Genomic DNA, 13,909 nt, shown 5'->3' with positions numbered 1-13,909 from the left:
GCTCCCACAGGCTCTATGCTGTCCTTGAGGGCTGCGCTATCCCTGTGGGAGCTGGCTTGCCGGCGATAGGCTGCGCTTGTCAATCACGCAGGAAGCTTTCCTCGAACGGGTAATGGGTCAACAGCTCATACCCGTCTTCGGTCACCAGCAACTGGTTCTCCAGCTTGATCCCGTCACGCCCGCCCACTTCACCCACATAGGCCTCCACACACAGGGCCATGCCCGGCTGCAACTCACCTTCGTAGCCATAGGATTCAAGGTCTTCCGGGTAGCGAATGCTCGGGTACTCGTCGCACAGCCCCACACCATGGAACATTACGCCGTAACGCTGGGCACGGCAGCTTTCGGGCAGGCGATGGCCATTGCGGGTGAGCTCGGTGAAGCGCACACCAGGCTTGACCATCTCGGCGTTGACGTGGATGTGCTCATGGGCGATGCGGTACAGGCGTTTCTGCTCGGCCGTGGGTTCCAGGCCGCCGCAGATCCAGCTGCGCGACATGTCCACGCAGAAGCCATACACACCGATCAGGTCAGTGTCGAACGACAGCAGGTCGCCGTCGCTGAGCACCCGCGGGCCGGACTCCTGGAACCAGGGATTGGTGCGCGGGCCGGAGCTGAGAATGCGGGTTTCGATCCACTCGCCGCCGCGGCGGATATTGCCGCTGTGCAGTGTCGCCCAAACATCGTTCTCGGTAGCACCGGCGCGCATGGCGTGGCGCATTTCGGCAACCGCGGCTTCACAGGAGGCCACCGCGCAACGCATGGCCAGGATTTCGTCGGGGCCTTTGATCAGCCGGGCGAACTCAGTGACCTCCTGGCCGTTGTGAACTTGCACGCCAAGGGCGTCAAGGGCACGCAGGCCGGCGACTTCGATGCGGTCCACGGCCAGCCGGCGGTTGTTGCCGGCATGGCTGCGTAGCAGTTCGTCGACCTGGGTGCAGAAGCGCCGGGCGTGTTCCTCGGTACGGTCGCCGGTTTCGAAGTAGAAGAACGAAGCGCCACTGCGCAACTCGCTAACCAGCGGCAAGTGCGCGGAAAGGTGGTCGCAACCGTGGAAGTCCCACAGCACCACATGGCCGCTGGCGGCGACGAAACAGGCGCGCGCCGGGTTGTGAGTGGTCCACAATTGCATGTTGGTAGTGTCGGTGGCGTAGCGGATGTTCAGCGGGTCGAACAGCAGGATGCCACCCAGGTCGCGGGCGACCAGTTGCTCACAAATGCGTTGCAAACGGTACTCACGCATGCTCGGCAGGTGCGGTGCCTGCAGGCCGAGCGCGGCCCATTCGGCGAAGGCCAGCGGTGTGGGGCCGATTTCGGTGCGGTCGTTGTCGTCGGCCGAGCCATCGGCCTTGAGCGCGGCGGCGCGCTGGCGGGACGGGTCGATACGGCGGGCGTTAGCGGGGATCGAGAACGGCGATGTCATCATGGCTTGCGGATTTCCTGGTTCTTATTGTCTGGAAAACAGCGGAGCATCGGGGGCCGCTATGCGCTTCATCGCGCTTTAATGCGTTTGCTCATTCGATTAGTCTTTTTCGATGAACAGCGCAGCCTCCTGCTAGCCAACTGAGTCTAGGACGAGGGCTGCAACGCGATACATCGACATTTTCTACGGCCTATTGATTACAAAAACGTATGGTCAAGCACACCCAACCCGATCAGACCCTGATCAAGATGCCTTCCCTGCGTGCGGTCAAGGCCTTCGTCGCCGCCGCCCGCTACCAGAACTTCACCCGTGCGGCAGAGGCCCTGTGCGTTACCCAGGCGGCCATCAGCCGGCAGATCCGCGACCTTGAAGAACACCTGGGCGCAGAACTGTTCAACCGCGCCGGGCGCGCCGTCGAGCTGACCCCAGCGGGGTCGATCTTCTACGATGCGGTGCAGTTGTCGTTTACCAACATCGCCCAGGCTGCCGAACGCATTCGCCATACCGACAGCCCCAAGCAGCAGGTGACCCTGTGCTGTTCACCGGCCTTCGCCAACTTCTGGCTGGGGCCGAAGCTGCCGGCGTTCTTTGCTACCTACCCCGAGATCGACCTGAGCATCGTGGTGACGCAGAACTTCCTGACCCTGGAAAACGGCATCAACCCGGACATCCTCATCTGCAAGATGGCCAAGAGCGGCCAAGGCTATTTCAGCCAGCCGTTGGTGTGCGACGTGATCTACCCGGTGTGCACCCCGCACTATCTGGAGCAGCACCCGGAAATCCGCACCCTGGAAGGCCTGCGCGATACCGCCTTGCTCAACCTCAGCCCCTTCGGCCGATCACAGGTAGCCGAACATGTGGACTGGAAAGTCTGGTTCGCCTACCAGGACATCGACCTCAACCGCCGCGACGTCGACGCGCCACTGCTGTTCAACGCCAACGACTTCAGCCTGCTGCTGCAACTGGCGCAAAACCACCAAGGCGTGGCGCTGGGCTGGCATTACCTGGTTGCGCCGCTGGTGGAGCAAGGGGTGCTGGTACGCCCGGTAGAGGAAACCCTGGTGCACCGCGAAACCCTGCACTACCTGAGCATGAGCGAGGCCAAGGCCCGCGATAGCAGTTGCTGCAAGGTGCGCGACTGGCTAGCCGAGCAATTTGACTGGTCATTGCATGAAGAAAACGAGGCGGGTGCAGAGGCATAACCAGAAGCCATCACTTTGACTGACCCTGTGGGGGCGGGTTTACCCGCGAAGAATCCACCGCGCAGGATGGCACCGGCTGCGCCGGTGTTCGCGGCTCAAGCCGCTCCCACAGGAGGTGTGCTGCCCTCGGGCCTGGTGCGATACCTGTGGGGCTTGCCGGCGATGAGGCCATTACAGGCAATACATAGCATCAGCCCTTCAGTGCGGCCTCTATTGCGGCCACATCGATCTTGCCCATCTGCATCATCGCGTCGAATGCCCGCTTGGCCGCCGCACGATCCGGGTGGCCGATAGCTTCGATGAGAATGCGCGGAGTGATCTGCCAGGAAATTCCCCATTTGTCCTTGCACCAGCCGCACACACTGGCTTCTCCACCGTTTTCGACAATGGCATCCCACAAGCGGTCGGTCTCGGCTTGGTCCTCGGTACTGACCTGGAACGAAAACGCTTCGCAGTGGGTGAATGCCTTGCCGCCATTGATCCCAACGCAGGGAATCCCCATCACGGTGAACTCTACGGTAATTACGTCACCTTGCTTGCCCGAGGGGTAGTCGCCAGGCGCCTGATGCACCGCAATCACCTTGCTGTCAGGGAAAACGCTGGCGTAGAAATTCGCCGCTTCTTCGGCGTCGTGGTCATACCAGAGGCAGATGGTGTTCTTGGCAGTCATGGTCTTGCTCCATGAATGAGTGTGAATTCTTCAGTCTAGTCCTGGCATTGACCACAGGCTCGTACAGCCGTACGATTTTACTGTACACCCGTACGATAATTTCTCTGCTGCGAGCCCCTCCATGCCGCCCCCCGTCACCCGTTGGGCGCGTTACGCGCTCTATCTGCTGTTCCTGCTACCCGGCCTGACCTTGGCCAGCTGGGTAACCCGCACCCCTGCCCTGCGTGACGGCCTGCAGGCCTCAACCGAGCAGATGGGCATGATCCTGTTCGGCTTTTCCGCCGGCGCCATGCTCGGCATCCTCAGTGCTGGCCGGGTGATTGGCCGGTTCGGCGCCAACCGGGTGATTTGCCTGGGCCTGCTCGGGCTGTCGGCAGGCCTGTGTGTGCTGGCTGCCAGCAGCGACCTGAACAGCGCCTGGTGTGCCTTCGCCGGCTTGCTGCTGTTCGGCCTGGGCATGGGCTGGGCGGACATCGCGGCGAACATCGAGGGGGCGGCGGTGGAGCGGGCGATCGATGCGCCGATCATGACCACCCTGCATGGCTTCTTCAGCCTCGGCACTCTGCTTGGTGCTCTGACGGGCATGATCATGACTGCCAGCGACGTGCCGCTGGACCTGCACCTGCTGGCCATGGCCGTGCTGTCGGCACTGGCCACTCTGGCATTGATTGGCCATGCGCCCCGCGCCAGCGAACAAGCCAGCACGCAACAGGCCAGCAGCGAGGCCAGCTTCTCCTGGTGGAGGCTGATGAAAGATCGCCGCTTGTTGCTGATCGGCTTTGTGGTGCTGGCCATGGCCCTGGCCGAAGGTGCCGCCAACGACTGGCTGCCATTGCTGATGATCGACGGCCATGGCTTTGCCCAGACCACCGGCACGCTGATCTACCTGGTATTCACCGTCGGCATGACCCTCGGCCGCTTCGCCGGAGCACCGGTGGTAGGCCGCTTCGGCCGCGCCGTCACCCTGCGCGCCAGCGCCCTGCTTGGTGCGCTAAGCCTGGCCCTGGTGGTGTTCTGCGATGTGCAGTGGGTGGCGGCGGCCGCCGTCATGCTGTGGGGCATCGGTGCCTCGCTGGGCTTCCCACTGGCCATCTCGGCGGCCGGTGAAAGCGGTGATCACAGTGACCAGCGTGTACGCCTGGCAGCCACCGCCGGCTACCTGGCGTTCCTGGTCGGGCCACCGATGCTGGGCTTTCTTGGCGAACACTACGGCTTGCGCATGGCCATGCTGCCGGTCTTGGTGCTGGTGGCGATCGCGTTCGTGCTGGCGTCGGCATTGCAGGAACAAAAGCGCCTGCAAGTGGCCTGAAACAGCGCCATCGCGGCGTCAGGCGATGGCCTTGATCAAGGCCAGGATGTCGTCACGGCTGACCACGGTCTTGCTCAGGGCATTGTGAATGGTGAACCCCTCGATCAACGCGTCCAGCGCCCGTGCGGTCTGCTCGTCGAAATGCATCTGCAGGGCCTGGCGCGAGCGCGCCATCCAGTCGTCCATCACGTAGGTGTATTGCGGATGGCGGGACACGAAGGTGTACAACTCGAAGATCAGCAGCATCTGCCCCGAGGCCTTCCACAGGTCGCCACAGATCAGGTCGGCAACCAGCTCGCGTGCGTGCGCCTGGTCACGGGCCTCGCTGAGTTGGCGAAAATACTGGTCGGCGATGCCATCGGCCATCTTCACGAAGGCGGCGGCGACGATTTCGTTGATGTTGGCAAAGTGGTAAGTCATGGTCCCCGGTGACACCCCGGCCTCGGCGGCGATGCGCCGGTAGGTGGCGCAGCCTGCGCCCTCCTGGCGAATGACGCGCAACGCAGCCTCGATGATCATGGCTTTGCTGTCGAGGGTATTGATGTCCTGCTTGCGGGGTCTTGGCATGGGGAGCTCGCGGCGGCTGTTGCGGCGAGGATAACAAGCTTGTGGTCTTACGCAAGGCCGCTCCCACAGGTCAACGCATGCTTGAAGGTTGCTGTGAACCGGGCAAAAAAAGCGCCCCATGCGGAGCGCCAAAATATCCACCCAAACCAAAGGAGCAACAAGGCTGCCAAGGTGAATTCACAGAATCGACAACGGGTACTCCACAATCAGCCGCACTTCGTCCAGGTCCGACTCAAACGCCGTGGCCCGAGTGGTGGCCTGGCGCACACGCAGTGACAAGTCCTTGGCCGCGCCGGTCTGCACCACGTACTTGACCTCGATGTCACGCTCCCAGCGTTTCTGGTCAGTAAGCGGGTTGCCCTCGGCGTCGCGGCGCATGTAGAAGGCGTTGGCATTGGAGTAGTCGGCATCGGTGCCCTTGGCATAGCGCGTCATGAACGACAGACCGGAAATACCGTAGGCCGCCATGTCCAGGTCATAACGCAACATCCACGAGCGCTCCTTGGGCGAGTTGAAATCGCTGTACTGGATGGAGTTGTCGAGGAAGATCGAGTCGGACTGCCGCAGGTAGTCGAAGTCGTCGTCGCCGTTATTGCGCTGGTGTGACAGTGCCAGGGTATGGGCAGCGAAGCGCACGCCCAGTTTGGCGCTCCAGATGTCATTGTCGAAGGCGCCAAGGCGCTGCTGCCCCTCGTCAACGGCCTTGTAGTAGTTGAAGCCACCAATCAGCGCCAACTCATCGCTCAGCGGCCAACTCAGGCTGGTGCCGGCGTAGTACTGGTTCCACACATCCTTGAGGCGGCTGCTGAACAGGCTGACGCTGACATGCTCGTTGAGCGTGTAGTCACCACCGCCATAGGCGACCCACGGCGAATCGACCGGGCCGCCGTAAAAGGTTGCGAAGTTTTCCCTCAGGTCGCTGGACACCGGCTGGCTCATGGCATGCAGGCGCCCGGCCTGCATGGTCAGGTCCTTGATGCTGGTGTTCTCCAGGGTCACGCCCCGGAAGCTTTCCGGCAGCAGCCGTGAGTCGCCAGCGGCGACCACCGGGTTGGCCGGGAACACATCGCCGACTTTCAGTACCGTATCGAACAGTCGCACCTTGGCCGCGCCACCAACCTTGGTGTATTCGTCGCGGGCCTGGCCGTCGCGATCAACTGGCAGCACATCGAACGAACTGCGCCCGCCGTTGCGGCCACCGCCGGTGTCGAGCTTGAGACCGAGCATGGCGAACGCATCCAGGCCAACGCCTATGGTGCCCTGGGTGAAGCCCGATTCGAAACGGGTGATGACGGCGTGGGCCCAGGCTGCGGAGTAGCCATTGTCGGGTTGTTTGTTGGGGTTGTGCGTGGGGGCCGCAGAATCGCGATTGTCGCGGTTGAAGTAGAAGTTGCGGTTGAGGACGCTGAGCGTGCTGCCCTCGATGAAGCCTTCCGCGGTGTCCTCCGCGGCCATGGCCTGATTGCCGACGCCGGCCAGCGCCAGGCACGTAGCCAGTGTCAGGGGTGATCTGCAGGTCATCCGATACTCCTTGAACGTCGCATTTATTGTTGTGTCGGCGGGCCGAGATTGACGGCTGGCAGATAACGCCAAGGTGATTGGCGCATTACAATTGCGTCATCGGCGGCGAAGCGCTCTGGGTCGGGCTCTGCAACATCCTGCAGACATTTCCGACCTCAGGTAGTGAACCTGCTGACAAAAAAACGGTCTTTCGCTGACGGTCAACTCACCGACCGGTTCATCGGCCCAGTCACCGGGCCTACTTTTGTCCTGTTTCAGCGAAGACCCAACATGCCCGATTCCCGCCCAACAGCTTCCGCCCTCCCTGCCCTGCGCGGCGGCCTGATCGCCGCCCTGGTGGCCCTTGCCGCCCCGGTGCACGCCGAAGAGCCTGCCAGCGATGCACGCTGGGTCAGCGACAGCCTGAGCACCTATGTGCGTAGCGGCCCGACCGACGGGCACCGCATCGTCGGCACCCTCAAGTCCGGGCAGAAGCTGACCCTGATCGGCAGCCAGGGCAACTACAGCCAGGTGCGTGGGCAAAATGGTGATTTAGTGTGGATCCTCAGCAACGACTTGCAGGCAGTGCCTGGCCAGAGCGAGCGCCTGCCGCAGCTCGACGCGCAGGTCGCCGACCTGACCGGGCAGTTGAAGACCATCGACGACAGCTGGAAGAACCGCGTACAAGGCATGCAGGAAACGCTCGATTCACGCAAAAAGCTGATCGACGAACTGGAGGCGCGCAACAAGGCGCTGAACGAGCAGCTCGACCAGAGCCAGTCGGAGCTGCGCGATACCCAGGCACGCCTGGGGGATGAGAACAAGCAGGTGATGATGCGCTACATGGTGTATGGCGGCAGCATTGCCGGCGCGGGCCTGCTGGTGGGGCTGATCCTGCCGGCGCTGACCCGGGGGCGCAAGAAGAACGATCGCTGGTTCTGACTGGGCCATCCTGCACTGGCCTCTTCGCGGGCAAGCCCGCGATGGGGCCAATGCAAAAATGCCACTACTTGCTACGTGCCTTGTTATAGATGGACTTGGCTTGGTCCGCTGAGGCCTGACACTGGGTCATATCACCCTTGCTCTGAGCATCCTTTGCATTTTGCAGATGGACTTTGAAGTCATGGGCCATGCCGCCATGCATCGCCTGGCCACTGGCCTTGTGGAAATCCTCAAGCTCCTTGATCTTGGCCGCACAGTTGCTCGCAGGGTCTGCGTGTGCGGCAAAACTGAGGACAGAGGCAATCACCAGCAAGGGGATGCATTTCGTGGATTTCATGGAGCGTTCTCCTGGAAACCATAAGGTTCGTCGAGGTGCATTCGGCTCGACGCAGGAAAAAGCATAGTTGCCCCGTGCCTGCTCCGCATCGCTTCAGCCCAGCGGTAGCCCAGCCTCGGCGAACAGGAAATCGATGAACACCCGCACGCGCAATGGCATGTGCCGGGCCTGGGGGTAGATCAGCATGAACGGCCGCGAGGTCCCGCCAAACTCACCGAGCACTTCCACCAATTCGCCACGGGCCAAGGCGTCCTGCACGGTAAACCGGTAAGCCTGCATCAACCCACCGCCATGGCGTACCAAGGTAGTGGTGGCGAGGAAGTCGCCCAGGCAGGTGAACGCACCTTGGGTTTCGATCTCTATCTGGCGGCCATCCTGGCGAAAGCTCCACGGCGGGCGACGGCCGCTGCTGGGCATTTCGAACTGGATGCACTCGTGCTGCAGCAGGTCGTGGGGTACCTGCGGCGTACCGGCTCGGGCCAGGTAGCCCGGCGTAGCCACCACCACCAGTTCGGCGTCTTCCAGGCGGCGCGCCACCAGCCGTGAATCAGCCGGCTCGCGGCCACGAATGGCCAGGTCAAAGGGCTCTTCGGCGAAGTCGACGTTGCGGTTGCTGACATGCACATCCACTTGCACCTTCGGGTAACGCTGACGAAAACGCGGCAGCAGCGGCAACAGCCGGTGATGGGCATAGGGCGTGGGCGCACTGATGCGCAGGCGGCCGCTCGGCTCGAGCTGCCCGCCCGCCACCTGGCGCTCGGCCTCGACCAGTTGCCCCAGCGCTTGGCGGCATTGCTGGTAATAGGCCTGGCCCGCCGCAGACAGGCGCATCTGCCGGGTAGTACGGACAAACAGGCGCACCCCAAGGCGCTCTTCCAGGCGTGCCACACTGCGGCTGACCGCCGCCGGGGTGACACCGGCTTCAGAGGCGGCGGCAGTGAAGCTGCCGCTGTCGGCGGCCAGGCAGAACAGCTCCAGGCTGCCCAGTTGCAGGTCATCGAAATGGCGGGTCATGGCGGCCCTATTGATTACATGGTGTATCGATTGAAATGCCTTGTGCCTCATTTTTCAAGTGCTGGTGGCGACTTACAGTAGCGCCACACCGAGCCGATGGCTCACTTCACTGGAGATCATGCACATGAACAAGCCACGCACCGTCATCATCACCGGGGCCTCCAGCGGCCTGGGCTTCGCCTTGGCCGAGGCCTTCCTCGAACGGGGCGACAACGTGGTCGGCAATGCCCGCAGCCAGGCCCGCCTGGAGCAGGCGGCCGCCCACCTCGGCAACCCATCGCGTTTCATCGGCGTGGCGGGTGACATCGCCGAGGCAAGCACGGCAACGCAGTTGTTTGCCACAGCCCTGCAGCGCTTTGGCGGCGTCGACATCCTGATCAACAACGCCGGTATCTTCATTGCCAAACCCTTTGTCGAGTACAGCGAAACGGATGTCGACACACTGGTCGGCACCAACCTCAAGGGCTTCTTCTACCCAGCTCAAGAAGCGGCGCGAGTCATGGCTGAGCAAGGGCACGGGCAGATCATCGCCATTACTGCGTCCATCGCCCTGCAACCGGACACCCGCGTACCAGCGCTGCTGCCAGTGCTGGTCAAGGGTGGCCTGAACCAGGCGGTGAAAGGCCTGGCACTGGAACTGGCGGCCAGCGGCGTGCAGGTGAATGCCGTGGCGCCTGGGATCATCGACACACCGCTGCATGGCGGCAACGTGCAGGGGCTGGGTGCGCTATCACCTAGTGGCCGCACCGGCTCGCCCCAGGATGTGGTGGACGCGGTGCTGTATTTGGCCGATTCACGCTTTGTCAGCGGTGTAATCCTGCCGGTGGATGGCGGTAGCACCGCAGGCACCTGGCACTGAACAGAGGAGCAAGCAACCATGCCTTATGTACATATTTGCGTGACCGATGAAGGGGTTACCACTGAGCACAAACGCCAGCTGATCGAGCAGACCACCCGCATGCTGCAACAGGTGCTGGGCAAGCCACCGGCCAGTACCTTTGTGGTGATCGAGGAGGTGCCGACTGATAACTGGGGGGTGGGTGGGGAGACGGTGACGGTGGTGCGGGCGCGAGAGCGGGGTTGAAGCCGGGGCTGCTCAGCAGCCCCTACTGCCGCAACCGCTCCAACGCCTGCAACACATACCCCGTGGCCCGCTCCACCTGCCCTTCCCGGCAGGCAATGCCCAACTGCCGCCACAACCCCGGCCGCAGCGGTCGGCGGGCAATGCGCCGGTCCAGTTCGGCTGCCTCACCCTCTTGCGGCAATAACGTGGCTCCGTATCCGGCCCCGACCAGGCTCTTGATCGCATCGTTATAGTTCAACTCGATTCGCGGCTCGGGGTACAACCCCGCTGCCGCGAACCACTCCCCGGTCACCCGCGACAGCTGGGTGCTGCTGTCGTTGAGGATCAACGCCCGCTGCGCCAGCCAGGCCGGCGTGACCTTGGCCGGTGGCTGCCAGTCAGCCGGCACGTAGGCCAGGATCGGGTCACGCCGCCAGGGGGTGACCGTCAGCCCTTTGCCGGCCACCTGCGGCAAGGCCACCAGGCCGATATCCAGTGTGCCCTCACGCAAGCGCGCCAGCGAAGCCTGCGACGTTAGCACCTGCACCTGCACGTCAATTCCTGGGTGCTCCACACGCAAGTGCTCCAGCGCCTGCGGCAGCAAGTGGGCGATGGCACCGGTCGAAGCGCCCAGGCGTACCCGCCCGGTAAGCCCCTCGACTTGCCGGCGTACTTCGTCCAGCGCCAGGTCGGCGTCGGCCAGCAGGCGGCGGGCCCGCGCCAGTAGCGTTTCACCAATAGCCGTAGGCCGTACCTGGCCACGGGCGCGAGTGAGCAACGGGGCGCCAATGCGCGCCTCCAGTTCGGCCACGTGCAGGCTGATGGTGGGCGGCGCCAGGTTGAGCTGGCGGGCTGCCTCGGCAAAGGAACCAAGGTCAGTGATGACCACCAGGGTGCGGAGGCGGTCGAGGCTGATTTCGCGCATTGTCTGTGCCGGCCTGTTCGCGGGTGAGCCCGCTCCCACAACCACCTTCATTCAGCAAATATGAATATCAGCATCATGATATTCAAATTTCCTTTACCAAGGCTACAAGCGAGCATAGGCAATCCCCTCCCCGACCGGACCCGACCATGCACACCCCTGTTGTCTTCATCGACGGTGACCAAGGCACCACCGGCCTGCAGATCCATGCCCGCCTGCAAGGCCGCAGTGACCTGCGCCTGCTGACCCTGCCGGAAGCCGAGCGCAAAGACCCGCAACGTCGCCGCGAGGCCATCAACAGCGCCGACATCGCCCTGCTGTGCCTGCCCGACGCCGCCGCTCGCGAGGCTGTGACGGCCATCCACAACCCGCAGGTGCGGGTGATTGACGCCAGCTCCGCGCACCGCACCAGCCCAGGCTGGGTCTATGGCCTGCCAGAGCTGGATGAACAGCAAGCCGAGCGCATCGCGCACAGCAAGCGCGTCAGTAACCCCGGCTGCTACCCCACCGGGGCCATTGCCCTGCTGCGCCCCTTGGTCAAGGCTGGCCTGCTGCCGACGGACTACCCGCTGAGCATCCACGCCATCTCTGGCTACTCCGGCGGTGGCCGCGCTGCGGTCGAGCGCCACGAACAGCCCGGCGCCGACAAAGCCCCTGCCCTGCAGCTGTACGGCCTGGATCTGGCACACAAACATGTGCCGGAGATCCAGCAACACGCCGGGCTGTCTGCACGGCCTATGTTCATGCCCGGCTACGGCGCCTACCGCCAAGGCATCGTGCTGAGCATCCCGCTGCAATTGCGCCTGTTGCCCGGCCAGGTCAGCGCCGAGCAGCTACAGGCCTGCCTGGAGCAGCACTATCAGGGTGCCCGTCACGTCCAGGTAATGCCCCTGCACCAGCACGGCGCAGCAGCGAACCTCGACCCCGAAGCCTTGAACGACAGCAACGACCTGCGCCTGGCGCTGTACGCCAACCCTGAGCATGGCCAGGTACTGCTGAGCGCGGTATTCGACAACCTCGGCAAAGGTGCCTCCGGCGCGGCGGTGCAAAACCTTGACCTGATGCTAGGTGCACTTCAGGTACAAGGCTGAACCGGCAAAACCGGTTAGACTGTATAGCCCGCGCCAGCACGGCGCGGGCCGTATATCTACCCGCCGGAGCCCGTCCCCGATGTTCATCCTGAGCCGCCTCGACAGCGTGCCGCCCGAATCTTTCCAGAACCAGATCCGCGAGCTGGTGATCCACCATGTCGGCGAACTGAGCAGTGTTGCCATCACCGCCGACAACCCACTGTACCCGCTGTACCAGTACGGCGTCGGCATGGAGGTGCACCAGTACCTGCAAGCGCTGGACGGCACCCGCGGCTTGGCCGTGGCGCTGACCCTGGCGCTGGATGCCGAAGCACCGGACCAGTTGCTGGGCTTTGCCCTGTCGCTGCCGGCCGAAGACGATGAGCAGGCGTGTGCACTGGCATTCCTCGCCGTACGTGCCAGCCATCGCCGTCAGGGCATAGCCCGCGCCTTGCTGGGCGACTTGCAGGCACGCCATGCCTGTGTGGAGATGAATGCCTTCGTCAACCAGGTGCCATGGTTCGAGGCGATGGGTATGCAGGTGGTGGCCGCCAGTGGGCCGCAGGTGCTGATGAGCAGTACCGGGCAGGCCAGCGGCGCGTTGATCGGGCGCCTGGACATTGCGCCGATCTACCAGACGGCTGAAGTGATGCAGATTCACACCTACCTGCTCAACCAGCAGGGCGAGGATGCGATGATCGAAGCCGAACAGATGCGCGATGAGCGGCTGGATGAGCTTGCTGCTCAGGCACAGGAATGTGTGCGGCAGCGCAAGACCGTGCATTGATCCGAGGGCCTCTTCGCGGGTAAACCCGCTCCCACAGGGATATCACAATCTTCGGGTTGTGTGAGGTACCTGTGGGAGCGGGTTTACCCGCGAAGAGCCAGGCACAGGCAACACATTCAGACCTGGCTTACCGGTATATCTCCGCCCCCTTTACCTTCCCGTCGCTCGCCCATCCAGGTATTGACCTGCTGCCCGAACTCGGCCGGTGCCTTGCGCCCAAAGCGCATTGCCAGTTCCAGAACAGTCTGCTGCGCCAACGCCTCTTCCATACGTTTCTGCGCCCCCAGCATTACGGCATGGATCGCGCAGGTGCCCTCGGTCGCCCAGCCCGGCGGCGAACCGTCGAACAGGCTGCAGCGCTCGCGCACCTCGCGGCAGTCGAAGATCTTCTTCGGCCCGTCGATGGCATTGACGATATCCAGCACGGTGATTTCAGCCGCCGGCCGCGCCAGGCGGAAGCCGCCACGCACACCTTCGGTGGCAGCTACCAGCCCGGCGCGGGCCAGCTTGGTGAACACCTTGGCCAGGTATTCCTGCGGCACGCCCTGCAACTCCGCCAGGTCACGCACGCTGGAATCGCGCGTGTCACCGCGCTCGTCCACCAGGAACAGCAGGCAATGGATGCCGTACTCGACGCCCGCACTGTAAAGCGACATATCAATCTCCGACCAACTTTGTCGTAAATTGTACGCCGATACTCCAGTGCTGGCAAAACTTGCTCAATGACTGTGGTCAAAGGCTGAGCGCTTGCATGGGTTCGGGCAATTATTGCCAGAGCGCTATCGCCCCGAGACTCCTGAGCCGCACGAACTTTCCCTACCCCCTCGTCAACGTTGATCAACTCGAAGGGCTTATGACCGAACTGGGCCGGCAGCAATGTGTCTTCTGACGTCAGCACGGCAACACCGGCTCGCTCCAACTCCGCTAAGGTGCGCATTGCACTTCTGCATAGCTACCTCGAGGGCATGTTGTCGATGGGCATTCGCATTACGCCATAACGCGGAGCGGTCAGGGGACAGCCTGGACGCATGGCGTTAACGCCTTGAACGGGGGCGCGACGCAAAAGTCGCTCCATGCCTATTAACGAAGGTAGAAGAATCACT

At 63.1% G+C, this 13,909-nt stretch carries 15 protein-coding genes and 1 pseudogene; 7 read left to right on the top strand and 9 right to left on the bottom strand.

Going from position 1 to position 13,909, the window contains the following annotated elements:
- Positions 1 to 79: 79 nt before the first annotated feature.
- Positions 80 to 1,426, bottom strand: coding sequence for a dimethylsulfonioproprionate lyase DddP (dddP, locus tag ABE456_RS20240; protein WP_346645501.1), 1,347 nt, complete (start codon positions 1,424 to 1,426; stop codon positions 80 to 82).
- Positions 1,427 to 1,632: 206 nt separating this feature from the next.
- On the opposite strand from dddP, the gene ABE456_RS20235 reads away from it, so the two are divergent.
- Positions 1,633 to 2,625, top strand: a complete 993-nt coding sequence (locus tag ABE456_RS20235) for a LysR family transcriptional regulator (RefSeq protein WP_346645500.1) — start codon at positions 1,633 to 1,635, stop codon at positions 2,623 to 2,625.
- A 190-nt stretch (positions 2,626 to 2,815) separates the two neighbouring features.
- Here the strand turns inward: ABE456_RS20235 and ABE456_RS20230 are convergent, their stop codons facing one another.
- Positions 2,816 to 3,295: a VOC family protein gene (locus ABE456_RS20230; protein ID WP_346645499.1), complete on the bottom strand. Its 480-nt coding sequence runs from the start codon at positions 3,293 to 3,295 to the stop codon at positions 2,816 to 2,818.
- 121 nt (positions 3,296 to 3,416) lie between these two features.
- Here ABE456_RS20230 and ABE456_RS20225 point away from each other — a divergent pair, with 121 nt between their 5' ends.
- On the top strand, positions 3,417 to 4,604 hold the full coding sequence (locus ABE456_RS20225; RefSeq protein ID WP_346645498.1) for an MFS transporter: 1,188 nt from the start codon (positions 3,417 to 3,419) through the stop codon (positions 4,602 to 4,604).
- Positions 4,605 to 4,622: 18 nt separating this feature from the next.
- Here ABE456_RS20225 and ABE456_RS20220 read toward each other — a convergent pair whose 3' ends face one another.
- On the bottom strand, positions 4,623 to 5,171 hold the full coding sequence (locus ABE456_RS20220) for a TetR family transcriptional regulator (protein WP_346645497.1): 549 nt from the start codon (positions 5,169 to 5,171) through the stop codon (positions 4,623 to 4,625).
- Between the two features lie 177 nt (positions 5,172 to 5,348).
- Positions 5,349 to 6,692, bottom strand: a complete 1,344-nt coding sequence (locus ABE456_RS20215) for an OprD family porin (protein WP_346645496.1) — start codon at positions 6,690 to 6,692, stop codon at positions 5,349 to 5,351.
- 270 nt (positions 6,693 to 6,962) lie between these two features.
- Here ABE456_RS20215 and ABE456_RS20210 point away from each other — a divergent pair, with 270 nt between their 5' ends.
- Positions 6,963 to 7,613 carry a TIGR04211 family SH3 domain-containing protein gene (locus ABE456_RS20210; RefSeq protein WP_346645495.1) on the top strand — a complete coding sequence of 217 codons (651 nt, stop codon included), beginning with the start codon at positions 6,963 to 6,965 and terminating at the stop codon, positions 7,611 to 7,613.
- Positions 7,614 to 7,677: 64 nt separating this feature from the next.
- On the opposite strand, the gene ABE456_RS20205 is transcribed toward ABE456_RS20210, so the two are convergent.
- Complete coding sequence (locus ABE456_RS20205; RefSeq protein WP_346645494.1) at positions 7,678 to 7,950, bottom strand: hypothetical protein; 273 nt, start codon at positions 7,948 to 7,950, stop codon at positions 7,678 to 7,680.
- 93 nt (positions 7,951 to 8,043) lie between these two features.
- Positions 8,044 to 8,964 (bottom strand): LysR family transcriptional regulator, encoded by a 921-nt coding sequence (locus tag ABE456_RS20200; protein WP_346645493.1) that lies wholly within the window; start codon positions 8,962 to 8,964, stop codon positions 8,044 to 8,046.
- 124 nt (positions 8,965 to 9,088) lie between these two features.
- Between ABE456_RS20200 and ABE456_RS20195 the strand changes: the two genes are divergently transcribed.
- A complete protein-coding gene (locus ABE456_RS20195; RefSeq protein WP_346645492.1) occupies positions 9,089 to 9,823 on the top strand; it encodes an SDR family oxidoreductase in 735 nt (244 codons plus the stop codon).
- 18 nt (positions 9,824 to 9,841) lie between these two features.
- Positions 9,842 to 10,048: a 4-oxalocrotonate tautomerase family protein gene (locus tag ABE456_RS20190; protein ID WP_346645491.1), complete on the top strand. Its 207-nt coding sequence runs from the start codon at positions 9,842 to 9,844 to the stop codon at positions 10,046 to 10,048.
- A 22-nt stretch (positions 10,049 to 10,070) separates the two neighbouring features.
- Here the strand turns inward: ABE456_RS20190 and ABE456_RS20185 are convergent, their stop codons facing one another.
- Entirely contained in the window at positions 10,071 to 10,952 is an 882-nt protein-coding gene (locus ABE456_RS20185) for a LysR family transcriptional regulator (RefSeq protein WP_346645490.1), read from the bottom strand.
- 146 nt (positions 10,953 to 11,098) lie between these two features.
- Here ABE456_RS20185 and argC point away from each other — a divergent pair, with 146 nt between their 5' ends.
- Both argC and ABE456_RS20175 read left to right on the top strand, forming a co-directional pair.
- The gene (gene argC, locus ABE456_RS20180; RefSeq protein ID WP_346645489.1) at positions 11,099 to 12,040 is read left to right on the top strand and encodes an N-acetyl-gamma-glutamyl-phosphate reductase; all 942 of its coding nucleotides are present in this window, start codon (positions 11,099 to 11,101) and stop codon (positions 12,038 to 12,040) included.
- 79 nt (positions 12,041 to 12,119) lie between these two features.
- Positions 12,120 to 12,806: a GNAT family N-acetyltransferase gene (locus ABE456_RS20175; RefSeq protein WP_346645488.1), complete on the top strand. Its 687-nt coding sequence runs from the start codon at positions 12,120 to 12,122 to the stop codon at positions 12,804 to 12,806.
- 116 nt (positions 12,807 to 12,922) lie between these two features.
- On the opposite strand, the gene ABE456_RS20170 is transcribed toward ABE456_RS20175, so the two are convergent.
- Entirely contained in the window at positions 12,923 to 13,462 is a 540-nt protein-coding gene (locus tag ABE456_RS20170; protein ID WP_346645487.1) for an Rrf2 family transcriptional regulator, read from the bottom strand.
- 92 nt (positions 13,463 to 13,554) lie between these two features.
- Positions 13,555 to 13,749 (bottom strand): annotated as a pseudogene (locus ABE456_RS20165) (oxaloacetate decarboxylase); the annotation flags it as partial.
- Positions 13,750 to 13,909 lie beyond the last annotated feature (160 nt).

It is taken from the genome of Pseudomonas sp. TWI929 (assembly GCF_039673335.1).
Classification (GTDB): domain Bacteria; phylum Pseudomonadota; class Gammaproteobacteria; order Pseudomonadales; family Pseudomonadaceae; genus Aquipseudomonas.
This window is presented reverse-complemented; position numbering and strand designations above follow the sequence as displayed.

Bases quoted from the DNA above. Each gene is read 5' to 3' on its own strand.
- ABE456_RS20210 (WP_346645495.1), top strand. From the start codon at position 6,963: ATGCCCGATTCCCGCCCAACAGCTTCCGCCCTCCCTGCCCTGCGCGGC.
- ABE456_RS20195 (WP_346645492.1), top strand. From the start codon at position 9,089: ATGAACAAGCCACGCACCGTCATCATCACCGGGGCCTCCAGCGGCCTG.
- ABE456_RS20220 (WP_346645497.1), bottom strand. From the start codon at position 5,171: ATGCCAAGACCCCGCAAGCAGGACATCAATACCCTCGACAGCAAAGCC.
- ABE456_RS20170 (WP_346645487.1), bottom strand. From the start codon at position 13,462: ATGTCGCTTTACAGTGCGGGCGTCGAGTACGGCATCCATTGCCTGCTG.
- ABE456_RS20235 (WP_346645500.1), top strand. From the start codon at position 1,633: ATGGTCAAGCACACCCAACCCGATCAGACCCTGATCAAGATGCCTTCC.
- ABE456_RS20185 (WP_346645490.1), bottom strand. From the start codon at position 10,952: ATGCGCGAAATCAGCCTCGACCGCCTCCGCACCCTGGTGGTCATCACT.
- ABE456_RS20190 (WP_346645491.1), top strand. From the start codon at position 9,842: ATGCCTTATGTACATATTTGCGTGACCGATGAAGGGGTTACCACTGAG.
- ABE456_RS20215 (WP_346645496.1), bottom strand. From the start codon at position 6,692: ATGACCTGCAGATCACCCCTGACACTGGCTACGTGCCTGGCGCTGGCC.
- argC (WP_346645489.1), top strand. From the start codon at position 11,099: ATGCACACCCCTGTTGTCTTCATCGACGGTGACCAAGGCACCACCGGC.
- ABE456_RS20200 (WP_346645493.1), bottom strand. From the start codon at position 8,964: ATGACCCGCCATTTCGATGACCTGCAACTGGGCAGCCTGGAGCTGTTC.
- ABE456_RS20230 (WP_346645499.1), bottom strand. From the start codon at position 3,295: ATGACTGCCAAGAACACCATCTGCCTCTGGTATGACCACGACGCCGAA.
- ABE456_RS20225 (WP_346645498.1), top strand. From the start codon at position 3,417: ATGCCGCCCCCCGTCACCCGTTGGGCGCGTTACGCGCTCTATCTGCTG.
- ABE456_RS20175 (WP_346645488.1), top strand. From the start codon at position 12,120: ATGTTCATCCTGAGCCGCCTCGACAGCGTGCCGCCCGAATCTTTCCAG.
- ABE456_RS20205 (WP_346645494.1), bottom strand. From the start codon at position 7,950: ATGAAATCCACGAAATGCATCCCCTTGCTGGTGATTGCCTCTGTCCTC.
- dddP (WP_346645501.1), bottom strand. From the start codon at position 1,426: ATGATGACATCGCCGTTCTCGATCCCCGCTAACGCCCGCCGTATCGAC.